The sequence below is a fragment of the Arthrobacter sp. Y3223151 genome (assembly GCF_059091125.1).
Genome location: NZ_JBNHGI010000001.1, coordinates 678,509 through 700,399 on the forward strand (window position 1 = coordinate 678,509; position 21,891 = coordinate 700,399).

General features: G+C 67.3%; 20 protein-coding genes and 3 tRNA genes. 16 read left to right on the forward strand and 7 right to left on the reverse strand.

Annotation, left to right across the window (positions count from 1 at the left end; translation table 11 throughout):
* Window positions 1-68: 68 nt before the first annotated feature.
* Window positions 69-1,433 carry a DUF445 domain-containing protein gene (locus AC5RUP_RS03265; protein ID WP_494154455.1) on the reverse strand — a complete coding sequence of 455 codons (1,365 nt, stop codon included), beginning with the start codon at window positions 1,431-1,433 and terminating at the stop codon, window positions 69-71.
* A gap of 100 nt (window positions 1,434-1,533) precedes the next feature.
* Here AC5RUP_RS03265 and AC5RUP_RS03270 point away from each other — a divergent pair, with 100 nt between their 5' ends.
* The 4 genes from AC5RUP_RS03270 (at window position 1,534) to AC5RUP_RS03285 (ending at window position 5,975) form a co-directional block, all read left to right on the forward strand.
* Window positions 1,534-2,400, forward strand: coding sequence for a glycerophosphodiester phosphodiesterase family protein (locus AC5RUP_RS03270; RefSeq protein WP_494065480.1), 867 nt, complete (start codon window positions 1,534-1,536; stop codon window positions 2,398-2,400).
* A gap of 43 nt (window positions 2,401-2,443) precedes the next feature.
* Window positions 2,444-4,744, forward strand: a complete 2,301-nt coding sequence (locus AC5RUP_RS03275) for a glycoside hydrolase family 15 protein (RefSeq protein ID WP_494154454.1) — start codon at window positions 2,444-2,446, stop codon at window positions 4,742-4,744.
* A 113-nt stretch (window positions 4,745-4,857) separates the two neighbouring features.
* Window positions 4,858-5,667, forward strand: a complete 810-nt coding sequence (locus tag AC5RUP_RS03280; RefSeq protein WP_494154453.1) for an AzlC family ABC transporter permease — start codon at window positions 4,858-4,860, stop codon at window positions 5,665-5,667.
* Window positions 5,664-5,975, forward strand: coding sequence for an AzlD domain-containing protein (locus AC5RUP_RS03285; protein ID WP_494149480.1), 312 nt, complete (start codon window positions 5,664-5,666; stop codon window positions 5,973-5,975). The genes AC5RUP_RS03280 and AC5RUP_RS03285 overlap by 4 nt, the downstream gene beginning before the upstream one ends.
* Before the next feature lie 83 nt (window positions 5,976-6,058).
* Here AC5RUP_RS03285 and AC5RUP_RS03290 read toward each other — a convergent pair whose 3' ends face one another.
* The gene (locus AC5RUP_RS03290; protein ID WP_493978363.1) at window positions 6,059-7,009 is read right to left on the reverse strand and encodes a zinc-binding dehydrogenase; all 951 of its coding nucleotides are present in this window, start codon (window positions 7,007-7,009) and stop codon (window positions 6,059-6,061) included.
* A gap of 232 nt (window positions 7,010-7,241) precedes the next feature.
* On the opposite strand from AC5RUP_RS03290, the gene AC5RUP_RS03295 reads away from it, so the two are divergent.
* From AC5RUP_RS03295 to AC5RUP_RS03305, 3 genes are read left to right on the forward strand one after another with little or no spacing between them, the layout of a single operon-like run.
* Window positions 7,242-7,571 (forward strand): thiamine-binding protein, encoded by a 330-nt coding sequence (locus AC5RUP_RS03295; protein WP_494065485.1) that lies wholly within the window; start codon window positions 7,242-7,244, stop codon window positions 7,569-7,571.
* Entirely contained in the window at window positions 7,568-8,269 is a 702-nt protein-coding gene (locus AC5RUP_RS03300) for an O-methyltransferase (RefSeq protein WP_494065486.1), read from the forward strand. Before AC5RUP_RS03295 ends, AC5RUP_RS03300 begins: the two co-directional genes overlap by 4 nt.
* Window positions 8,270-8,272: 3 nt before the next feature.
* Window positions 8,273-9,130, forward strand: coding sequence for a spermidine synthase (locus AC5RUP_RS03305; RefSeq protein ID WP_494154075.1), 858 nt, complete (start codon window positions 8,273-8,275; stop codon window positions 9,128-9,130).
* A 270-nt stretch (window positions 9,131-9,400) separates the two neighbouring features.
* Here AC5RUP_RS03305 and AC5RUP_RS03310 read toward each other — a convergent pair whose 3' ends face one another.
* A complete protein-coding gene (locus tag AC5RUP_RS03310; protein ID WP_494092008.1) occupies window positions 9,401-10,324 on the reverse strand; it encodes a LysR family transcriptional regulator in 924 nt (307 codons plus the stop codon).
* A gap of 159 nt (window positions 10,325-10,483) precedes the next feature.
* Between AC5RUP_RS03310 and AC5RUP_RS03315 the strand changes: the two genes are divergently transcribed.
* Window positions 10,484-11,872, forward strand: a complete 1,389-nt coding sequence (locus AC5RUP_RS03315; RefSeq protein WP_494092007.1) for an MFS transporter — start codon at window positions 10,484-10,486, stop codon at window positions 11,870-11,872.
* A 92-nt stretch (window positions 11,873-11,964) separates the two neighbouring features.
* Here AC5RUP_RS03315 and AC5RUP_RS03320 read toward each other — a convergent pair whose 3' ends face one another.
* Together AC5RUP_RS03320 and AC5RUP_RS03325 are read right to left on the reverse strand one after the other, a co-directional pair.
* Window positions 11,965-13,434 (reverse strand): NCS2 family permease, encoded by a 1,470-nt coding sequence (locus tag AC5RUP_RS03320; protein ID WP_494092006.1) that lies wholly within the window; start codon window positions 13,432-13,434, stop codon window positions 11,965-11,967.
* A 154-nt stretch (window positions 13,435-13,588) separates the two neighbouring features.
* Complete coding sequence (locus tag AC5RUP_RS03325) at window positions 13,589-14,236, reverse strand: FAD-binding protein (RefSeq protein WP_494149477.1); 648 nt, start codon at window positions 14,234-14,236, stop codon at window positions 13,589-13,591.
* 196 nt (window positions 14,237-14,432) lie between these two features.
* Here AC5RUP_RS03325 and AC5RUP_RS03330 point away from each other — a divergent pair, with 196 nt between their 5' ends.
* Window positions 14,433-15,449, forward strand: coding sequence for a universal stress protein (locus tag AC5RUP_RS03330; protein ID WP_494065491.1), 1,017 nt, complete (start codon window positions 14,433-14,435; stop codon window positions 15,447-15,449).
* 87 nt (window positions 15,450-15,536) lie between these two features.
* Here AC5RUP_RS03330 and AC5RUP_RS03335 read toward each other — a convergent pair whose 3' ends face one another.
* Window positions 15,537-17,117 (reverse strand): C40 family peptidase, encoded by a 1,581-nt coding sequence (locus AC5RUP_RS03335; protein WP_494158262.1) that lies wholly within the window; start codon window positions 17,115-17,117, stop codon window positions 15,537-15,539.
* A gap of 390 nt (window positions 17,118-17,507) precedes the next feature.
* The gene (locus AC5RUP_RS03340) at window positions 17,508-17,873 is read right to left on the reverse strand and encodes a metallopeptidase family protein (RefSeq protein ID WP_494154573.1); all 366 of its coding nucleotides are present in this window, start codon (window positions 17,871-17,873) and stop codon (window positions 17,508-17,510) included.
* Window positions 17,874-18,024: 151 nt separating this feature from the next.
* On the opposite strand from AC5RUP_RS03340, the gene AC5RUP_RS03345 reads away from it, so the two are divergent.
* From AC5RUP_RS03345 to AC5RUP_RS03375, 7 genes are all read left to right on the forward strand, one after another.
* A tRNA-Glu gene (locus AC5RUP_RS03345) sits at window positions 18,025-18,097 on the forward strand.
* Window positions 18,098-18,182: 85 nt separating this feature from the next.
* Window positions 18,183-18,256: transfer RNA gene (locus AC5RUP_RS03350), tRNA-Asp, on the forward strand.
* Between the two features lie 58 nt (window positions 18,257-18,314).
* Window positions 18,315-18,390, forward strand: a tRNA-Phe gene (locus AC5RUP_RS03355).
* A 96-nt stretch (window positions 18,391-18,486) separates the two neighbouring features.
* Window positions 18,487-19,257 (forward strand): MBL fold metallo-hydrolase, encoded by a 771-nt coding sequence (locus tag AC5RUP_RS03360; protein ID WP_494154570.1) that lies wholly within the window; start codon window positions 18,487-18,489, stop codon window positions 19,255-19,257.
* A gap of 67 nt (window positions 19,258-19,324) precedes the next feature.
* Window positions 19,325-19,975, forward strand: coding sequence for an alpha/beta fold hydrolase (locus tag AC5RUP_RS03365; RefSeq protein ID WP_494154571.1), 651 nt, complete (start codon window positions 19,325-19,327; stop codon window positions 19,973-19,975).
* Between the two features lie 229 nt (window positions 19,976-20,204).
* Window positions 20,205-21,116: a YwqG family protein gene (locus AC5RUP_RS03370; protein WP_494154572.1), complete on the forward strand. Its 912-nt coding sequence runs from the start codon at window positions 20,205-20,207 to the stop codon at window positions 21,114-21,116.
* A gap of 185 nt (window positions 21,117-21,301) precedes the next feature.
* Window positions 21,302-21,868 (forward strand): hypothetical protein, encoded by a 567-nt coding sequence (locus AC5RUP_RS03375; RefSeq protein ID WP_494158263.1) that lies wholly within the window; start codon window positions 21,302-21,304, stop codon window positions 21,866-21,868.
* The last annotated feature ends 23 nt before the right edge of the window (window positions 21,869-21,891 follow it).

Genomic DNA, 21,891 nt, shown 5'->3' on the forward strand with positions numbered 1-21,891 from the left:
GGCTCCGGTTCAAACCGGAGCATTAGTCACGAACTGGAGCGGATGCTCCACCGGGAGCCTAGCGCCGGCTAGCCGAAGGCGGCGGTGGCCACCGTGAAGATCGCCAGCCCGGCCAGGGAGCCGACCACAGTGCCGTTGATCCGGATGAACTGCAGGTCCCGGCCCACCTGGAGTTCGATCTTCCGCGACGTCTCCTGCGCATCCCAGCGCTCCACCGTTTCGGTGATGACCGCGGCAATCTGCGAACGATAGGTGCGGACCAGGTACCCGGCCGCCTCCTCGATCCAGCCGTCGATCTTGGCCGCCAGTTCCGCGTCGGTGGCCAGCCGGTGGCCGAAGTCTCCGACCGCCCGCTTGAACGTCAGGCTCAACCCGCTCTGGGGGTCCTCCACCGCCTCCAGCAGGGCGGTCTTCAGCGTCTCCCACGTGCGGGCCGCCAGTGAACGCACTTCGGGGTCGCCGAAGGCGTTGTGCTTGATCGCCTCCACCCGTGCCATCATTTCGGGATCGTGCTGCAGGTCCTGTGCCAGGGAGTTCAGGTACCCGTCTAACTGCTGGCGCATCGGATGATCCGGGTCGGCCTGCACCGCGATGAGGAACTTGTACAGCTCCAGATGGACCTTGTCGCCCACCAGCGAATCCAGGAAGGGCGGGACCCAGGTCGGTGAGCGGTCGGACACCAGCCGCGCCACCGTGTCCTGGTTGTCCAGGACCCAGTCGGCGGCGCGGTCCAGCAGCAGATCCACCAGCTTCAGGTGGTGGCCGTCGCGCAGCACGTGCTCGGCCAGCCGGCCCAGCGGCGGTCCCCACTGCGGGTCGATCAGATGCCGGCGCGCCAGTGACTCAATCAGTTCCTGCACGTCCTCGTCATTGAGGACCGTCAAGGCTCCGCGGATGGCCGTGGCGCCCTCGCGGGCAATCCGCTCGGTGTTTTCCGGCCGTTCCAGCCAGAGGCCGGCCTTGGCAGTGATCCCAAGGGAACCGATCTTGGCCTTGACCACGTCCTCGGCCAGGAAATTCTCTTCCACGAACTGGCCCAGGCTCGCGCCGATCTGGTCCTTGCGGCGCGGGATGATCGCGGTGTGCGGAATTTTCAGCCCCATCGGGTGTTTGAACAGCGCGGTCACGGCGAACCAGTCCGCGAGTGCACCCACCATTCCGCCCTCGGCCGCGGCCCGAACATAGCTCAGCCACGGGTAGCGGTCCTGCAGCGCAAAGGACACCACGAAGATCACCGCCAGCACCAGCAGCAAACCCGTGGCGAGCAGTTTCATCCGCCGCAGGCCTGCGGCACGAACGCTGTCCGGCAGCACGGAAAGCTGGCTCTTTCCGCCACCCGGGAGGCTTCCGGGGATGTTGTGCGCCGCGTGTCCGGCCGCCGTCCGCCCTTCCGCCGTGTCAGGTGCGACGCCGCCGCCCGTCTGAGTGCCCATGTTGCCTCCGAAACCGAATCGCCGAACGATCATCGTTCGTTCACCCACCAGTCAACCCTACGGCGGGTCCCGATGTCCGGTCATCGCGTACGGTGAATTCATGCACCAGAGGATCTACGCCCACCGTGGTTCCAGTGAGCAGTATGCGGAGAATACGCGGGCCGCTTACCTGCAGGCGATCGCCGACGGCGCCGACGGGATCGAGTGCGACCTCCACCTGACCAAAGACCGCCGGCTGGTCTGTTTCCACGACTTCACGCTGGACCGCACCTCCACCGGCACCGGCAACGTGTCCGATCACACGCTGGACGAACTGCTGCAACTGGACGTCAGTTCGTGGAAGGGCACGCCGATTCCGGCCGAGTACGGCGGCACCGCCGACCAACTGGTGACGCTGGACGACCTCGTCGATCTCATGCGCGACGCCGGCCGGCCGCTGGGCCTGGCCGTAGAGCTCAAGCACCCGAGCCCGTACGGGCAGGAGCTGGAAGACGAGGTGCTCAGGTACCTGATGGCGGAGGGCTGGGATCCGGAAACCTCCCGGCTGGACAACATCCAGGTATCCTTCATGAGCTTCCACCCGGACGCCGTGAAGTACCTGGCCGACCACATACCGGGCCAGTATCTGTGCCAACTCCTGGATGACATCGACGCCGAAGAACTCAAAGCCAGCCTCCTGATGGGCGAGTTGACCGTCGGCGCAGTTGCAGTACTGCTGCGACGGGCGCTGTCTGAAGGCGAAGGCCTGATCGAATCGCACCGCGTAGGCTGGGCCGGACCCGGCATCGACTACGTGCGCTCGCATCTGCCGCTCGTCCGGCGATGGCTCGACGCCGGCACGCAGTTCCGCGTCTGGACGGTGGACGATCCGCAGGACGTGGAGCTGTGCCGCGAGTTGGGTTTCGGCGAAATCACCACCAACCGGCCGGCCGCGGTTCGCCGGCAGCTGCAGGCTGCACCGGCCTAGACAGCCGCTGCCGTAACCGGGTCCCTTGTGATTGAGTGGAGAGATGGCATCTCCCATTGAGGACTACGCACTCATATCGGATCTGCATACTGGAGCCCTGGTGTCCCGGTCCGGGAGCATGGACTGGCTCTGCCTTCCCCGCTTCGATTCTCCCAGCGTCTTCAGTGCGCTGCTCGGGCACCCCGGGCACGGCCGCTGGCTGCTGGCGCCGGACGGCGCGCATCCGCAGAGCGGGGAAGCGATGGGGACGGGTGTGCACGGCGGACTGAGCAGCGACCCGTTGGAGGTCCAGCGCAGCCAGCCGCCGGTCTCGACGCGCGAACAAAATGAAGCAGTTTCGGCGGCCGCGGAGAGCCCCGGCCGGTCCGCAACGGACGAGGCGAAAAAGTCCGCCGGTGCGGGGCCCGGGGCCGAGGAAGCCGGACAAATTGGCGACGCGGCCGGCACCGCCGAAGCTGGCGCATCCCCGGCCGCCACCGGCGCCACCGAGGCCGGCGTTTCCGTGGCTGCGACTGGCGCCACCGAGGCCGGCGTATCCGTGGCTGCAACCGGCGGCACGGGCGGCCCGACGGCGGCCGGGTCGACGTCGGCACGCCCTACCCTCACGGACACCTTGCCCCGCGGCAACGTTGTGTCCGCGCCGGCTGCAACCGAGGCTGCAGGGGGCGGCCGCACCGGCACCCCGGTCGTCGCAGAGGCGGCAGAGGCAACAGAGGCGCCGTCCGCCGTCGTCGTTGAACGCTCCTATATTCAGTCGACGTTTGTGCTGCAGACCCGCTGGAAGAGCGAAACCGGCGAGGCACTGGTGACCGAGTTCATGCCGGTGGGCGACCGCCGGGCATCACTTGTCCGCCGCGTCGAGGGCCTTTCCGGCGAAATGACCATCCGGCAGGAACTGATCATGCGGTTCCACTACGGGGACGTGGTGCCGTGGGTGAACCGCGTGCACGAGGAAGCCACCGGCCGGGAATCGATCGTCGCCATCGCCGGCCCGGACGCGCTGGTGCTGCACGGGGAGCGCCTGCCGCGCGCCGCCAACCGCCGGCACGAAGGCGAATTCACGGTCAAGGCCGGCGAAACGGTCGATTTCGAGCTGTGCTGGTTCCCGTCCCACCGGACGGTGCCGCCGGCGATCGACGTCGACACAGCGCTGGCGGAAACGGTGCGCTACTGGCAGACCTGGTGCTCACGGTTCCCGCCGCAGGGGGATTACCACGGCATCGTCAAGCGTTCCCTGCTGGTGCTGCGCGCCATGACGCACGAGACCACCGGCGGGATCGTCGCCGCGCCGACTACCTCGTTGCCGGAGTCCTTCGGCGGGGAACGGAACTGGGACTACCGCTACGTCTGGCTCCGTGATGCGGCGCTGACGCTCGAATCGATGATGACCCACGGCTACGAAGACGAGGCGCTACAGTGGCGCAACTGGCTGCTGCGCGCGGTGGCCGGCGATCCGGAAGACCTGCAGATCATGTACGGGGTGGCCGGGGAACGCGACCTGGAGGAACGGATCATCCCGCACCTGCCCGGCTATGAAGGGTCGGCACCGGTGCGGGTGGGAAACGGCGCGGTGGGCCAGTACCAGGCGGATGTGATCGGCGAGGTCATGGTCGCGCTGGAGAAGCTGCGCAACATGGGCGGCACCGAGGACCACTTCTCCTGGCCGCTGCAGAAGGCCATGCTGCACTACATCGAGAAGCACTTCGACCAGAAGGACCAGGGCATCTGGGAGATGCGGGGCGAACGGCGCTACTTCACCCACTCCCGGGTGATGATGTGGGCGGCGTTCGACCGCGGTGTGCGGGCGGTGCAGGAGCACGGCCTGGACGGCGAAGCCGAGCACTGGGCGCAGCTGCGGGACACGCTGCGCGAAGAGATCATGGAGCACGGCTTCAACCGGGAGATCAACTCCTTCACCCAGACCTATGACGGCACCGAGGTGGACGCCTCGCTGCTGGTGCTGCCGCAGGTGGGCTTCGTGAAGTACGACGACGACCTGATGCTGGGGACCGTCGCCCGCCTGGAGCAGGAGCTCGTGGATGCGGACGGACTGATCCTGCGCTACCGGACCGAGTCGGGGCTGGACGGGCTGGCTCCGGGCGAGCACCCGTTCCTGGCCTGCTGCTTCTGGCTGGTGGAACAGTATGCCCGTTCCGGGCGGATCGGCGACGCCCGGGACCTGATGGACCGGCTGGTCGGTTACGCCAACGACCTGGGGCTGATGGCCGAGGAGTACGACAGCGAGAACAAACGGATGACCGGCAACTTCCCGCAGGCGTTCTCGCACCTGGCCTTGATCCGGGCGGCGGACGCGATTAACGGCCACGCGCAGGAAGCCGTGTAGGCGCAAGCCGTTTAGCCGCAGCCGCGTCACCCGGCCGTTTGCACAGTTTCCACAGCGATATCCACGGCTGGGGGCAGCGGCGCCGCGGCAGTCTTCCCGGCTACTGTAGACGGGTGAAGTTTCTCCAGTCCCCGGCCGTGAAAGTGGGGCTGTCCATCTCCATCGCCACCGGGCTGTACGGGGTGTCGTTTGGCGCATTGTCGGTGGCATCGGGACTCGACCTCTGGCAGACCATGGCGCTGAGCCTGCTGCTCTTTAGCGGCGGCTCCCAGTTCGCGTTCATCGGAGTGATCGGCGGCGGCGGCACCGGCATGGCCGCGATGACCGCTTCCGCCCTGTTGGGTATCCGCAACGGCATCTATGGCATGCAGATGAACGCGCTCGTCTCCCCGTCCCGCTGGTGGCGGCCGCTGGCCGCCCATGTGACCATCGACGAATCCACCGCCACGGCCTCCGGCCAGGACCACCCGGGCGAGCAGCGGCGCGGTTTTTGGACCGCCGGCGTGGGTATATTCCTGCTCTGGAATCTATTCACGTTGGTGGGGGCACTGGCCGGCAACGCCCTGGGTGATCCGAGGCAGTGGGGGCTGGACGGAGCCGCCGTCGCCGCGTTCCTGGCGCTGCTGTGGCCGCGGCTGAAAGGCAAGGAACCGGCCGCCATCGCGGTTGCCTGCGCCCTGGCCACGCTGCTGGCCGTGCCATTCGTGCCCAGCGGAGTGCCCATCCTGGTGGCCGCGGCGGTCGCGGCCGCCATCGGCTGGTTCACCCATAAACCCATTCCCGCCGGGATGGCGCCGGACATCGAGCCCTACGACGAGCCGTATTCCGAGCACGACGGACCCCACACGCTCGCCAGGTCGGAGCGCCGGGCGGCGGGCGGCGACGATCCGGCCGGCAGCGGGGACGGAAGGGAGGCGCCATGAGCCTGTGGATTTGGATAGTGGCCGCCTGCGTCATCTCCTACCTCACGAAGCTGGCCGGCTATCTGGTGCCCGCCAAGTGGATGAAGAACCAGCGGATGTCGCGGGTCGCCGCCACCATGACCATCGGCTTGCTCGCGTCGCTGACCGTCGTCAACGCCTTCTCCACCGGCCAGCACTTGGCGCTCGACGCCCGGGTCGGGGCGCTGCTGGCCGCCGCGGTCGCCCTGCTGCTGCGCGCGCCGTTCCTGGTGGTGGTCATCGCCGGCGCGGCCGCGGCCGCACTGCTCCGCCTGGCCGGCTGGGGATAACCGCGGGCGGCGCACCGAGGCGCGGCTTAAGGCAAATTGACGACGGCGGTTCGCACCGCCGTCGTCAATCATTCGGTTAGGGGTCAGTCAGCGATCTTGGCGACCAGCCGGCCGACGACTTCGCCCTTCTTCAGCTTCTCCAGGCCCTCCGGGATTTCCTCGAAGGTGATCTCGGTGATGGTCGGAGTGAGCTTGCCGGTGGCGAAGTAATCGTAGACGCCCTGTACGTCGTCCCGGGTGCCGCCCTGCGAGCCGACCAGGGTGACCTCGGAGAGGATCAGCGCCTTGGTGCTGATGGTCGATTCCAGCCGGCCCATGCCGACCTGGACCACGCGGCCGCCGCGGCGGACCGTCTCGATGGCCTCGGCGGTGGTTGTGCCGAAGCCGGCAAAATCGACGATGACGTCCAGGCCGATCTCCTTGAACTCGGCGATGGACTTCGCCACGTCCTTGGCGCCGGTCTCCTTGGCCTGGTCCCAGATCTTCTCGTTGACCTCGGCGACGTAGACCTCTGCGCCGGCCAACACGGCCACGCGGGCGCCAATGGAGCCAAGGCCGCCGAAGCCGATGATGCCGACCTTGTCGCCGGCCTTGACCTGGCCGTTGGCGATGACGGCGTGGTGGCTGGTCATGCCGGCATCGGTGCCGGCCGCGCCCTGGGCGAAGCTGACGTTGTCCGGGATGCGGACCAGGGCCTGCTGGTCGATGGCAGTCTTAAAGGAGAAGCCGCCGTCGAAGGCGTAGCCGGGAGCGCCGGCCGGAGTGGTCGGGCAGCAGCCGACGCGGTCGCCGACCTTCCAGTCGGTGACGCCTTCCCCGACCTCGGTGATGACGCCGGCCACCTCATGGCCGAGGGTTATGGGGCGCTTGGCCAGCGTCGAGAGCCAGCCCTCGTCCTCAAGCATGCCGACATCGGAGTGGCACAACCCGGCCGACTTGATGTCGATGACGACGCCGCCGGGTGCGGCGGTCGGCTCCTCGACTTCGTTCAGTTCAAGCGGCTCGTGGGTATTGGTAAACTGCCAGGCTTTCATGGGGTCTCCTGTGGCTCGGCTGCGGATGGTGCATTCCGCAGGCGACCGGTGGAACGGACCGGCGGAACGGTGCGGGTGCGAAACCCGTATGTCCAGCCTAGCCCCAAAACCCGCCATATTTTATGCAAATGCATGTAAAGTGCGTCACGTGCAGTGCGGGCCGAGGCCCCGCGGTTGCGGCAGGTGACACCGGACCTGTGCGCCGGCACGGGTGCTGTGGAAGACTGAAGCCATGCTTGTAGCCTTCTCTGTTGCACCCTCCGGGGTGCCTGTCGCCGGTCCCGCACCCCACGATGCCTCGGTCCATGACGCGGTTGCCGAGGCCGTCCGGATCGTCCGCGAATCCGGGCTGCCCAACCATACGGACGCGATGTTCACCACCATCGAGGGCGAGTGGGACGAGGTAATGGACGTGATCAAGCGTGCCACCGAGGCCGTGGGCCGCCACGGATCGCGCGTGTCCCTGGTGCTCAAGGCGGACATCCGTCCGGGATACTACGGCGAGCTCAACGGCAAGGTCGACCGCCTGGAGTCTGCCATCGCCGAACAGGAGCAGCAGTGACCGTCCAGCCGGGCCTGCCGGACGTCCATTCGGAAGCGGCGTGGACCGCCGTCGAAGATTACCTGACCGTCACCTTGGTGGGGGAGGACCAGTCCCAGGTCGCCGCCAGGGAGGGCGCCGCGCAAGAAGGCCTGCCGGCCATCGAGGTGAGCGCAACCCAGGGCAAGCTGCTGATGCTGCTGGCCAGGCTGAGCGGTGCCCGCAAGGTGCTGGAAATCGGCACGCTCGGCGGGTACAGCACCATCTGGCTGGCCCACGGACTGCCGGACGACGGCGAAGTGGTCAGCTGCGAGTACGAACCGCGGCACGCCGAGGTGGCGCAGCGGAACCTGGAGGCCGCCGGCGTCGCGGACAAGGCCAGCATCCGGGTGGGCGCCGCACTGGAAACCCTGCCGCGGCTCGCCGAAGAGGGCGTCGGGCCGTTCGACCTGGTGTTTATCGACGCGGACAAGGAAAACAACCGGCACTACGTCGAGTGGGCCCTGCGGTTGACGCGTCCCGGCAGCCTGATTGTAGTGGACAACGTGGTCCGGTCGGGCCAGGTGCTGACCGACGGCGGCGACGCGGAGGACCGCGACATCCGCGGCACCCGCGATGCGCTGGCGCTGCTGGGCTCCGACCCGCGTTTGGACGCCACAGCGATCCAGACCGTGGGCGGCAAGGGCTGGGACGGCTTCGCGCTGGCGCTGGTCAAGTAGCCGATGACGCGGCGGAGCACCCGTGCCGAGGCGGCACGGGAGCCGGAGGCTTCCGGCGGGCCGGCCGAGGGACGCTATGAGATTTCCTCCGGGATAGCCGAGCTGGTCCGCGAGCCTGACTCGGCGGACAGCTGGCTGCTCAAGATCAACGGCGTCCAGTCCTCCCACGTGGTGGTCGGCGATCCGTTGCGGTTGGACTTCGAATACATGCGCTGGATGGCGGCGCTGATCGCATCCCGCTGGGGGCCCGGGGCTAAGCTGCGGGCCCTGCACCTGGGCGGCGGGGCGTGCTCGATGGCCCGCTACCTGGCGGCCGCGTACCCGGAGGCGCGCCAGGTCGTGGTCGAGATCGACGCGAAGCTGGCCGACCTCGTGCGCCAGTGGTTCGACATCCCGCGTGCGCCGTTGGTACGCATCCGGGTGGGTGAAGCACGGGCGGTCACCGAATCACTGAGCGAGGACAGCCGGGACCTGCTGGTCCGCGACGTCTTCTCCGGCAGCGAGACCCCGTACGGACTGACCACGCTGGAATTCACCCGCGCGGTGCGGCGCGTCCTCTCGCCCGGCGGGGTCTATCTGGTGAACTGCGGCGACACACCCCGGCTGATCGGTGCCCGCGAGGAGGCGGCGACCATCGGCGAGGTGTTCGAGCACCGGGTGATCATTGCCGATCCGCCGATGCTCAAGGGCCGCCGGCACGGAAACGTGGTCATCGCTGCCAGCGACCAGCCGCTGGAAAACGGTCCGGGACTCGTCCGGGAGTTGCTGCACGGTGCCATGCCGGCACAGCTGTGGGACGGGCCGAGGGTAGAGAAGTTTTGCAGAGGATCGGCGATCCGGCAAGACCGGCCGGCCAATTAGTACCCTTTCCCGGAACGTTATGACTTCGGCCGGAAATTGTTTGTAAGATGGACACGAACGGCCGCGCAGCGGCCGTACTAGGCCCGGGAGTGAGCCGCTTGCGGCTGGCTCTCCGGAGGCAGGCATAGAAAGAACGGCTTCGACACTATGGATGGTGGCTGGAGCGCTATGTCTGCTCAGCCGGATTTAATCCGGCGCCGGATGCCGGGTGCTGACAACCTAATCCCCCCAAGTTAGGTGCAGTGCCCGGCATCTCGGTCATTAATCCTTTCACCGTGTGCCGGTCCCCTTCCCCAGGAGCTCGGCTTCCCGGCTGCGGGTCTCGCGCCTGAGCGCATCAACGACCGCCGCCACCGCCGGTTGCCGCAGCGACTCCGGGCGGGCCACCAGCCAGTACCCGAGCCGCTCCTCCAGTTCCCCCGGCAGGATACGGACCAGATCCGGGTGGCGGTTGGCCATGAAGCAGGGCAGCAGGCCGAGGCCGGCGCCGGCGCGGGTTGCCTCTACGTGGACGAAAACGTTGGTGGAACCCAGGGCGGTGGCCATCGCCGGCAGCAAGCGGCGCGCGGCGTCGAGATCGTCGACCTGCAGCATGGAGTCCACGAAATAGACCAGCGGGTGGTTCATGGCCGCGCGCACGCTGTCCGGTGCGCCGTGTTCCGCGAGATAGTCCCGGGAACCGTAGAGGCCCAGTACATAGTTGCCCAGCCGAATGGATCGGGCACGGATAACCTGCGGCCGCCCGACGACGACTTCGAAATCCAGGCCCGGCCGGTGTTGCGAGGCCTGGCGGGCAGCCGTAACGATCTCCACGCTGAGCCTGGGATGGTGCTGCTGCAGGCGGGCAATCGCCGGGGCGGCGACGAACGCGCTGAAACCGTCGGTGGCAGACATCCTCACGACCCCGGCCAACCGGTCGGCCTGATCCGGCGTGCGCCCGAGCTCCGTCAGCGATTCTTCGATCCGCTCGGCCACCGCTGCCGCCTTCCGGCCCAGGTCGGTCAGCTCCCAGCCCCCCGGCGCCCCGGAGAACACGCGGCCGCCCAGGGCCTTTTCGACGGCGGCGATGCGACGCGAGACGGTGGTGTGGTTCAGGCCCAGGTTCTCGGCGGCAACGGTATACCGGCCGGTGCGTGCGACGGCGAGGAGGATGATCAGGTCGTCCGGCTTGGCGGACTGCGGCGCGGGTGGCATATCTGCATCTTTGCAGACCATGCCTGCAAAGTTTGTCATTGATGCACATGCGGGAGCGGGGAATACTCGGCTACGTCTGTTTGTGACCACACTCACAGCGTGCGGGGGGAGTCCCGGCCGAAAACGCCGCAATAAACCGCACGCCATGCAAGGAGAATGATGAGCGCCCACGCTACCCCCACCGGACCCGGATCCGGCACGACGCACGAGTCGCCGCCGTCGGTCCTGCGCAAGGTCGTCACCGCTTCCATGGCCGGCACGGTCGTGGAATGGTACGAGTTCTTCCTCTATGCCACCGCGGCCACGCTGGTCTTCGGCGCCCTGTTCTTCCCGGATGCGGGTACCGAACTGGACGCGATCATCGCCGCGTTCGTCACGTTCGCCGTCGGCTTCATCGCCCGGCCGCTGGGCGGGATCGTGTTCGGCCACTTCGGCGACAAGCTGGGCCGGAAGAAGCTGCTGCAGGTGAGCATCATCCTGATCGGTGCCGCCACGTTCTTGATGGGCTGCCTGCCCGGGTTCGACCAGATCGGTTACTGGGCCCCGGGCCTGCTGGTGGTGCTGCGGTTCGTCCAGGGCTTTGCCATCGGCGGCGAATGGGGCGGCGCGGTCCTCCTGGTGGCCGAGCACAGCCCGGCTGCCAAGCGCGGCTTCTGGGCGTCCTGGCCGCAGGCGGGTGTGCCGATGGGCAACATGCTGGCCACGGTAGTGCTGTGGGTGATGTCCGGCATCCTTTCCGAGGCCGAGTTCCAGGCCTGGGGCTGGCGCGTTGCCTTCTGGCTCTCTGCGGTCATCGTGCTCGTCGGCTACTACATCCGCACCAAGGTCACCGAGGCGCCGATCTTCCTGGAAGCCCAGGCCGAGTCCGCCAAGGTGAAGGCCACGTCCTACGGCGTCGTGGAAGTGATGAAGAAGTACCCGCGCGGCGTGTTCACTGCCATGGGGCTGCGCGTGGCGGAGAACATCATCTACTACATCGTGGTGGCCTTCTCCATCACGTATCTGAAGACCGTTCACGACTTCGATGTCACCACGGTGCTGGGCCTGCTGATCCTGGCGCACGCCTTCCACTTCGTCGTGATCCCGTTCTACGGACGCCTGTCGGACACCATTGGCCGCCGCCCGGTCTACATGGCCGGCGCCGTGCTGTCGGGGGTCTGGGCCTTCGTCGCCTTCCCGATGTTCGACACGCAGAACCCGATCATCATCCTGGCCGCGATCTTCCTGGGCCTTGCCGTGCACGGGCTGATGTATGCGGGGCAGCCGGCCATCATGGCCGAGATGTTCCCGACCCGGATGCGCTACTCCGGTGTCTCGCTGGGCTACCAGGTGACGTCGATCTTCGCCGGTTCGCTCGCCCCGATCATCGCCTCCACGCTGCTGAAGGACTTCGAGCACTGGCTGCCGGTTGCCCTGTACCTGGTGGTCGCCTCGGCCATCACCGTCGTGGCGGTGATCTTCACCCGCGAAACGAAGGGCGCCTCCCTCCGCGACCTGGACCGGGCCGACCTGGCACGCACGGAAGCGGAAGTGCGGGCCCAGGCCTAGACGCGCCGGCGCGAGCCAAGCGACTAAAACCGAAGGGACCGGTGCCACCCGTTGCGGCGGTACCGGTCCCTTTCGCCTCGGCGGACCTGCGGTCAGCGGAAGCCGATGAGCTGCTCGATCGGCCCGATGCCGAAGAAGAGCACGAAGGCGGCGGCCACTATCCACATCAGCGGGTGGATCTCCCTGGCCCGGCCCTGGAACGTGCGCACCAGCACGTAGGCGATGAAACCTGCGCCCAGGCCGTTGGCGATGGAATACGTGAACGGCATCAGCGTGAAGGTCAGGAAGGCCGGGATGGCCACGCCCCAGTCGGACCAGTCGATCTTGCCCACCTGGGACACCATCATGAAACCGACGACGACGAGCGCCGGCGCCACTGCCTCGAACGGCACCAACGAAATCAGCGGTGTGAAGAACATGGCGATGAGGAACAGCAGGCCGGTGACGACGTTGGCCAGGCCGGTACGCGCACCTTCGCCGATGCCTGCGCCGGATTCCACGTAGATCTGGTTGGAAGAGACCGATCCGGCGCCGCCGGCAATCGCGCCCACGGCGTCGACGATCAGCACCCGGTCCACGTGCGGAATATTGCCCTGCTTGTCGGTCAGTCCTGCCTCGTTGGCCAGGCCCACCATGGTGCCCATGGCGTCGAAGAAGATGCTCAGCAGGATCGCAAAGGCCAGCAGGGAAGCAGCCGTGAAGCCCAGCGTTCCGAAGGAGCCGAAGAGGCTGACCTGGCCGACCAGGCTCAGGTCGGGCAGCCCCACCCAGTTGCCGTTCGGCAGCTCGGGCACCACCAGGGACCAGCCCTGGGGGTTGAAGCCGTCCGGACCCACCGACGGGCCGACATCGGCCACGGCTTCGATGACCACCGCGAGCACGGTAGCGGAGAGTACGCCGATCAGGATGCCGCCCTTGACCTTGCGCACCACCAGGGCGATGGTCAGGATCAGGCCGACGACGAAGACCAGGGTCGGCCAGCCGAGCAGCACGCCGTCGAACCCGAGGCCCACTGGAACGGTGGTGCCCGCAGCGTCCGGAATGCGGCGGATGAAGCCGGCGTTGACCAGGCCGATCAGGGCGATGAACATGCCGATGCCCACCACAATGGCGGTTTTCAGGCTGGGCGGCACGGCGTTGAACACCGCGGTCCGGAACCCGGTCAGCACCAGGATCAGCATGGTAATGCCGGACAGCACCACCAGGCCCATGACGTCGGGCCAGGTCAGGCCCGGATTGGTCGCGACCGTGATGGCAACGAAGGCGTTGACACCCAGACCGGTCGCCAGGGCGAACGGGTACTTGGCCCATGCGCCCATCGCAATGGTCAGCACGCCGGCCACCAGTGCCGTCACCGCCGCGACGCGCTCGGCACCAAGCATGGCACCGGTCGAATCAGCGCCGCCCAGGATCAGCGGGTTCAGCACCACGATGTAGCTCATCGCGAAGAACGTGGCCAAGCCGCCGCGGATTTCGCGCGAATAGTTGGAGCCGCGCTTGGTGATCTCGAAGTAGCGGTCGAGCACCGAAGTCTTGGCGGCTACTGCTCCCTTTTGGGGCATGGGGGTGTCCTCCACAGGTAAGTGGTATGGTCAGGGATTTCCCCAAAATTCTAGCCCCTCGCGGCACGCGCCGGCGTACGGCGCCGCTGCTTCCCGCCTGCACGGGGTCCAGCGACGAGCGTACGCCGCCGCTGTTCTCCGCCTGCCGGGGGTGTCAGGCGACGGCCGGCCGGGAGGTGGAGGCGATGGCGCTGCCGGCCACCTTCGCCTGCCGGATGATCTCCCGTGTGCTCGGGGCCAGCAGATCCGCAACGCCGACCAGGTAGAGGCCGATCGCCTTCAGGACGGAGGCAAGGTTTTCGCCGGCCGCGATGCCCAGGCTGCGGAGCAGCCGGCGCATCTGGTTCTGCGCGCAGCCCGTCAGGACGACGGAATCGGCGACCAGCAAGCCGTTTTCGGTGCGGATGACCCACTTCTGGTTCTTGTCCCTGCTGATCGCGGGCGCGTGGGCCGCGGAGGCAGCCGTCGGCCTGGACGCCTCCGCCTGAGCGGCCGACGCTGTTTTCTCCGACGTCTTGGTGACGCCGCAGACATGGGTGCTGTGGCGGATGTCCAGCGCATGGCTGGCGGCGTACGCCTGCAGCAACCGCAGCAGGTCGTTGCGTTCGCTCCGGTGCGCCGAGTCCGCCAGCGGGGACCTGCGTCCTTGGTCGGCCGGCTGGGGGAGCAACCCCTCCACGACGATCGACGACACGCCCTGGCGGCTGAGTTCACTCGCCACGGCCAGTCCGGGCAGCCCGGAACCGATGACCACCGTGGTGGTGTATTCGGTAGGCACTTCTGGTACGGAAACGCCACTCACTGCACGGACTCCTTGTACGGTAGCGAGAACCTCGGGCGGCGAACGGACCGCCCGCACACGCATTGTGAAACTGTTATTTAACACAATTTTCATCGAAGCCTACATAACTTTTCGGCCACTGAGAAGCGCTTTGTTGCAGAGTAAGCTGAGGGTAGCGGGCGAGGATGCCCGTGCGACGTTGAGGGAGGCGGAACGAATGACAGAAGCCACAGGTTCAGACGCCGGACAGGGCGCGGCACCCCGCGGCATTGTCGTCGGAGTTGACGGCTCCGATCAGAGCATCTGCGCGTTGGTTTGGGCTGCGGAAGAGGCGCAACGGCGCAGGACCCCGCTGCACGTCGTGACCGCCTACACCGTTCCGGTCTTCGCTGCCTCCAGCATGGATGCCGGCTATGCCACGCTGGATGATTCCGTGATCCGCGAAGGCGCCGAAGCCGTGCTCGAGCAGGCGGTGTCCAAAGTTACCGGCTACGGCCTGGACATCGATGCCCGGGTGGAAACCGGCGACGCCGCCGGGGTGCTGCTGGAGCTCTCGGAACAGGCCGAGCTGGTCGTGGTCGGTACGCGCGGCCGCGGCGGGTTCATGGGCCGGTTGCTGGGCTCTGTGAGCAGTGCCGTGCCGGCCCACGCTTCCTGCCCGACGGTGACGATTCCGCTGGCCTGCGCGCCGCGCCTCGGCGACCTGGACATCGAGCTTCCCCGGTCCAAGGACCAGGCAATCCGCCCCGAGGACGTCCAGAAGGTCGTCGTGGTGGGGGTCGACGGTTCCGAGCAGGCACGCAACGCCACCTTGGTCGCCGCAGAGCAGGCCGAGCGGCTCGGCTATCCGCTGAAGGTCATCTGCGCCATGCCGCCGTTCACCGGCTCGCTGGCGTGGGTACCGGCACCGCTGGACCGCGAGGCGCTCTATGCGGATATCCGTGAGCAGCTCGACGCCGGCGTGGCATGGCTCAAGAGCCACTTCCCCGATCTGCGCGTCACCGGTGAAGTACTGGACGGCTCCCCGGTGGAACTGTTGATCGAGGCGTCACGCACCGCCGAACTGCTGGTGGTTGGTACCCGCGGCCGCGGCGGCTTCGCCGGCATGCTGCTGGGCTCCACCAGCCAGGGCGTGCTGCACCATGCCAAGGGCCCCGTCATGGTGGTGCCGGACAAGCATGACCCTCGCTTGGACGACCGCCGCAACTTCGGCCCCCTGCCGGACGCCGAATAACCGCAGGTTGCAGAAGGGCGGGCCCGGAACCCCAAAGGTTCCGGGCCCGCCCCTTTTAAGCTGTGCAGGCTGTTTAAGCAGTGCAGGCTAGACGGCCCAGCGGGCGCCGACCGTGTGCAGCTTGCCGTACATGTGGCTGATGTTCGTCACCGTCAGACCATCCTGCTCGTTTAGCGCGTGGACGACTTGCCAGTTGCCGATGTAGATCGCCACGTGCCAGATGGCGTTCGGTTCGCCCCAGAAAACAAGGTCGCCCGGCTGAAGTTGGGCGAGCGGCACCTTGTGCGGTGCGTCGTCGAGCTGGGCCTGCGCCACGCGGGGGAGATAGCGACCGGCGCTGCCGAACGCCGCCTGCGTCAGTCCGGAGCAGTCATAGCCCCATGGGCCGCTGCCGCCCCAATCGTAGAAGCTCTTGTTGTTCGCCTGCTTGGCCATGGAGAAGTTGATCGCGGCGTTGGCGATGCCCGCGTTGCTGCCGGGGGCCGGTGCCGGTGCCGGCGGTGCCGGATCCGGCTTGGGCTTCGGGGCCGGTTGAGGGGCCGGCGGCGGAGGCGGGGCCGGGGCAGGCGTCGAGGGCCGGGACGGCGCAGGCGTCGAGGGCCGTGACGCCGATGGCGGGGTTGACGGGGTTGCCGGCCGGGAGGTTGCCGGCGGGGTTGACGGGGCTGCCGGCCGAGAGGTTGCCGGCGGCGCGGCCGGCCGGGCCGGCGTGATGTCTTCACTGGCCGCTGCAACGGTGGAGCCCTGCGGGTTTGAACTGCCGCCGGCGGGCCGCTGGGCGGCGGCGGCCTCCTGTGCCGACTGCTCGACCAGGGCCTGGAGCTGACGTTCCTGCTCGGCGCGCTCCAGGGCGGTGATGCGTGCGTCCTCTTCGCCGGTGCTGGTCCCGCGCAGTTCGGCCAGGTGTTCCAGGAGCGCCTGCCGCTGTTCCTCGTAACGGACCACCAACTGCTCCTGCGAGGCGCTGGCGGCCTTCGCGTCCGACTCAGCGGCCTCCGCGGCTACTGCCGCGTCCCGGGCGGCCTCTTCGGCCTGGGTGACATAGAGCTCCCAGGCTGCCCACAGCTGGGCGGCCTGCTGGGATTCGCTCAGGGTCTGCGAGCGGTTCGCCGTCAGCGCATTGAGCGTGGAGGCCTTGTACAGCACGTCGCCGGCGTCCTTGCTGTCCAGCAGCGAGCTGAGACCGGGGTTGACGCCGCCGTTCCGGTAGAGTTCACCGGCCAGCTGCCCCACCTGATTCTTGACTGAATCGAAGTACTGCGCTGCCTGCGACGCCTTGGCCTTGGCATCAGCAAGTTCGGTGGTCCGCTCCTGCTGCCTCAGCAGCGACTCGCTGTAGGCGTTCTGGGAACGCATTGAATCGAACTGCGCGTCCGCAAGGTTTCCCGAAGCCGCCTTGAGCTGCTCTTCGATCCGGTCCACCAGGGCCTGGGTCGCCGCTGCATCGCCCTTGGCGTCGTCGATCTCCTCGCCGGAAGGCAGCGTGGGCGCCGCCGGCAGGATGATCCGCTGCGACGTCACCTGCGGCAACTGTCCCGCCGGTGCGGCGATGGCCGGCGCCAGGGCCGGAACGCAGATCAACAGGGCGGTAGCCGAGAAGAGCGCGACGGCGCGCCTCGGCGTCGTCGATCGATGCGGGGCAGGACGCCCCGAGGGAAGCAGCCTCATCCGAACGGGTCCTTACTAGGAGCGCAGTAAATGCACGCGCCCTATCAGGACGGCCGGCCTTGGGGCCGGAACGGTCAATGTGCGAACGGGTGGCACCCCAACTAGACCGAACTGCATTCACACAGCACGTTGAGGATATGCAACATCAGTCACAGTTGCAACATTTGTCCCACAGATAACATAAACAACACCAGTGTCATTTGAACAGCATTGCCGAGGAACCGGCGTGTCACCGGAGAGAATTCAGGGCAAATTGGATCGCCGGAGAGGGAGGCGCGCCGGCCCGGAGGGCCGGCGGGATACGGCGGTCACCGGGACTGGCTGTATCCGGCGGCCACCGGGCCTGCTGGATTCGGCGGCAACCTGTGTCCCACCCGTTGGAGGGGGCGGTCAGCCCCAGCCCAGCTCGTGCAGGCGGGCGTCGTCGATGCCGAAGTGGTGGGCAACCTCGTGGATCACGGTCACTAGGACCTCGTGGACCAATTCTTCACGGGAAGAGCACATCCGTTGGAGGGGACCGCGGAAGACGACGATGCGGTCCGGCATGGATCCGGCGGCCCACCAGTGGTCCCTCTCGGTGAGCGGCGTGCCTTCGTAGACGCCCAGCAGTTCCGTCTCGGGGTCTTCCCAGGGTTGCGGGGTGTATTCGTCTTCGACGAAGATGCCCACGTTGGTCATCTCGCGCATGATGTCTTCCGGGATCTGGTCGATCGCGTCGTTTACCGCGTCCTCGAATTCCGGCAGGGACATCTCCATCGGCATGCAGCCGACTTTACCCGCGGGCCGGGCCTCGAAAGCGCCCGGGTGTCGGCCGCGGCAGGCCGCGGCGGCCGGTTTTGGTTTTTCCCGGGACAGGCCCTATAGTTTTATAGGTCCACAGCGGGGAAATGAATCCCAAGTGGTCCTGGCCCCCATCGTCTAGCGGCCTAGGACACCGCCCTTTCACGGCGGCGGCACGGGTTCGAATCCCGTTGGGGGTACGCGAGACGTCATGAATGGCAGCCCGCTGGAGTGGTCAGAACCGCTTCGAAAGGCTGGTAGGATTGAGTCTCGTAAAAAATGCAAGGCCCTGTAGCGCAGTTGGTTAGCGCGCCGCCCTGTCACGGCGGAGGTCGCGGGTTCAAGTCCCGTCAGGGTCGCTTTGGTTTCCGGAGCGATTTCGGAACGCCATCGGTGATCATCGCAAGATGTTGCCACGGCTCTGTAGCTCAGTTGGTAGAGCGTTCGACTGAAAATCGAAAGGTCACCGGATCGACGCCGGTCGGAGCCACCAGCAAAAACGAAGCCCCGCAGTCCTGGTTCAGGACGCGGGGCTTCGTCGTGTCCGCCCGCTCTGTCCACCTCCGGCTTAGTCGGGCACCATGGGTGCATGAACGAAACCGCAATAACCCACATTGGCGGTCCGACAGCGTTGCTGGAGTTCGGCGGCTGGACGTTCCTGACCGACCCCACCTTTGATAAACCCAGCGAGTACCCGACAACAGCCGGAACGCTGGTGAAAACCTCCGGGCCTGCCGTTCAAGTCGCAGATCTGCCGGTGGTGGACGCCATCCTCCTCTCGCATGACCAGCATGCGGACAACCTGGATACGTCCGGCCGCCGTCTGGTGGAATCCGGCGACGCCAAGGTCCTCGGAACCCTGGAGGCAGCAGACCGGCTCACGACGGTTACCGGGATGGCCCCGTGGGAGCGGACAGTTCTCGAGGCCGCTGATCGGACCACTGTCACGGTCACCGCCGTCCCGGCCCGGCACGGACCGGAAGGATGCGAACCGGTGACCGGCACCGTGACCGGATTCGTCCTGACAGGATTCGACCTCCCGACCGTTTACATCAGCGGCGATAACGCCTCGCTGGACGTTGTCGACGCCGTCGCGGCACGTTTCGCGCCGATCGCCACGGCGGTGCTCTTCGCCGGTGCCGCCCGCGTGGGAGTCTTCGACAACGCCCCGCTAACCCTCACCGCCGACGCCGCGGTCGAGGCCGCGCGCGCACTGGACGCGACCACCGTCGTGCCGGTCCATGCAGAGGGGTGGCAGCACTTCAGCGAAGGCCACGAAGAACTCCGCGCCCGGTTCTCCGCCAACGGCCTCGAAGACCGGCTCCGCATCCCCACTCCGGGGCGGAAACTGGCCCTGTAAGTCCACGCTCCGGCGGCCGGGCCGCCCGTCGGCCAGCGGCACCGGCAGGCGTCGGTACAGTAAGGGCGTGCCTACTCTTTCCTTCGTGTCCTCAGGGCCCGAATCCGCGGAGACCATCCTCTTCCTGCACGGGGCGGGATGGCCGGGCCTCACCTGGCACCGGCAAACCCGGCACTTCTCCGGGGCGTACCGTTGCCTTGCCGCGGACATGCCCGGGCATGGAGCCAGCCATGGAATCCACTGGCAGAGCCTGGACGCTACCGCCGGACTGGTCGCCGAACTCATTGAGTCGACCACCGACAAGCCGGTCCACGTGGTAGGTCTTTCAATGGGCGGCGACGTGGCGCTTCGGCTGTTGGCTCAACGCCCGGAGCTGGTCCAGAGCGCGTTCCTGACCGGGGTGCTGGTACTCCCGGTGCCGAGGTGGATGCTGAAGGCGCAACTTGCCTTGGCCGGCCTGACCCGGAATCCCGTCCTGTGGCGGGCGTCCGCCAAGTACCTGCGGCTCGAACCCGAACAAATCGCCGCGCACCTGGCCGAGAACCGGCCGCTGGATCCCCGGCACTACCGCGCGATCAATCTCGGAGATCTTCGGGGGCACCGACGTCGCGGGTACCGACAAGGCAACCTGCCCGGGAATCGGCGGCAGTCCTGGCCGGGCTGTTGCCGAACGCCCGTGCCGGGTTGGCTCCGAAGTCGCCGCACGAATGGCCGATGAACCGTCCGCAAACCTTTAACCGGACCTTGGAGGAGTGGCTGGCAGACCCCACGGTGCTGCCCCGGACGCTGCTGCCCGTCTAACCACCCCGACTGAAGCGGGGCCGTCTCGATCCGACCGCTCACCAATACCGGCAGTTGAAGTGGAAACAGATGCATAGTGGGGCAGAAGCTCCTAACGCGCCCGCTCCAACCCCCACCCCCACGCACGACGGAAGGAACCGGGTCCCATGGCCGCGAAGACAAAGATCCCCACAGCACCAATTCACGGACCCTACGGCCAGGTGGAGAAGTGGCTCAAGGCGGCCGGCGCTGCAGACCTATTTGCCGAGGCCGCATATTCACCGGTGTTCAGTGAGCAGTCATTCGAACCGGGCGACGCCGAGTTGCGCGAGGTCTGGCCTGAGGGGGCATGGATTAGTTGGCTCGGGGGACCCGCCGTTGCCCCACTGCCCGAATGGCCCCGGCGGGCCGACGGCAGGCCGTTGGCTCATGTGGCGGCCGTTCACCTCGCCGACGTCGATGCAGCAGTGGACGCTGAAGGCAAGGCCGCTTGGCCAGTGTCCGGCCTCCGTGAGGGTCTGCCGAAGGAGGGCGTTCTCGAGGTTTTCCATGACCTTGAGTCCTTCGGCTACGGGTCCGAAGAGGGACAATCCGGAGCATGGTTGGTGCGGTGGGTCGAAGACCCTGACCGCACTGGTCTTATCGATGCCCCTTTGGACTTCGATCCTCCTTCCGAAGTGTGCCAGGTCGTGATGCCCCTACCCGGGTTTACGCTGCCGGCCGCTTCCGACTCTGCCTCGGCACCCGAGCCCCAATTCGACAAAATCGAGGCCCTGGAGATTGCCCTGCAGCGGGGCTGGCTGGCCCAGCGGACCGGGTCGGCCAAGGGGATCCCGATTCCGTTCAGCCACATCTACGGCCACAGTCATCGGGGTCACATCACTGCGGTGGAAGAGATCCTGCCCGCAGTTTTGCCTTTGGAACCCGGTGACGAATACCGCCTTCTGTTGGATCTGGAATCCTGGACCGCGCTGGAAGGATGGTTCGGGGACGCCGGAAATCTCGAAGTGTGGATGCGTGAATCGGATCTGCGAAACCGTGACTTCAACCGGGCATGGTGCCTGATCCGGACTGACTGACCAGCGGGCGCCCGGGTGCTCCTGCCGCCGAGGCACGGGCCTGCGCCGATCGGATCCGCCCGCGGCCGCCGCTGCGGGCTCCCAGTTTCCACTCAGGGTCACTGGCCTACCATGGAAGGGATTTTCCGTGCCGCCTGCACCTGATGAGGCACCGGACCAGGGGGACGATTGGAGCGAGGAGCATCGTGCAGGCCCTTTTGAAGGCGACGGCCGTCGGCCTGGCCACCGCCGTTCTGCTGACGTCCTGCAGCGACGCGGGCCGAACGTCGGAATCAGCGACGACGGCGCCCGCCCCCGTCGCTTCGGACGACACCGAAGCGACGGCCCCCGCGGAAACACCCCCAGCACCTGCCCCCGCCCCTGATCAAACGCCCACGGCGCCGCCCGGCCAGGCGCCGCCGTCGGACGCGGCAGGCCCCGCGGACGGAAGCGGGGGACCCGGCGGAGGCGCCGCCCACTGGGGCAGCTACAAAAGCCGGGACCACGCGTGCGCCGCCGTGGCCGCAAACGTCGCTTCACTGCTGCTGGTCCCGCTCGGCTTCATGACTGGCGTGGAGGACTCCGACCTGGAGGCGCTGCAGGATGAGCTGGACGAATTCAGCCGCGACGTTCCGCCCCGGCTGGGGGACCACCTGGACAGGGTGGAGGCCCAGCTGGATCACGCGTCCGCAACCGGCCGCTTCGACGCCGCCGGGTTTGCCCAAGCCCTGCAACCGGTGAAGGACTGGCTGTCCGAACACTGCGGGGAATGAGGCGTTAGGCTTGCCCTGAGAGT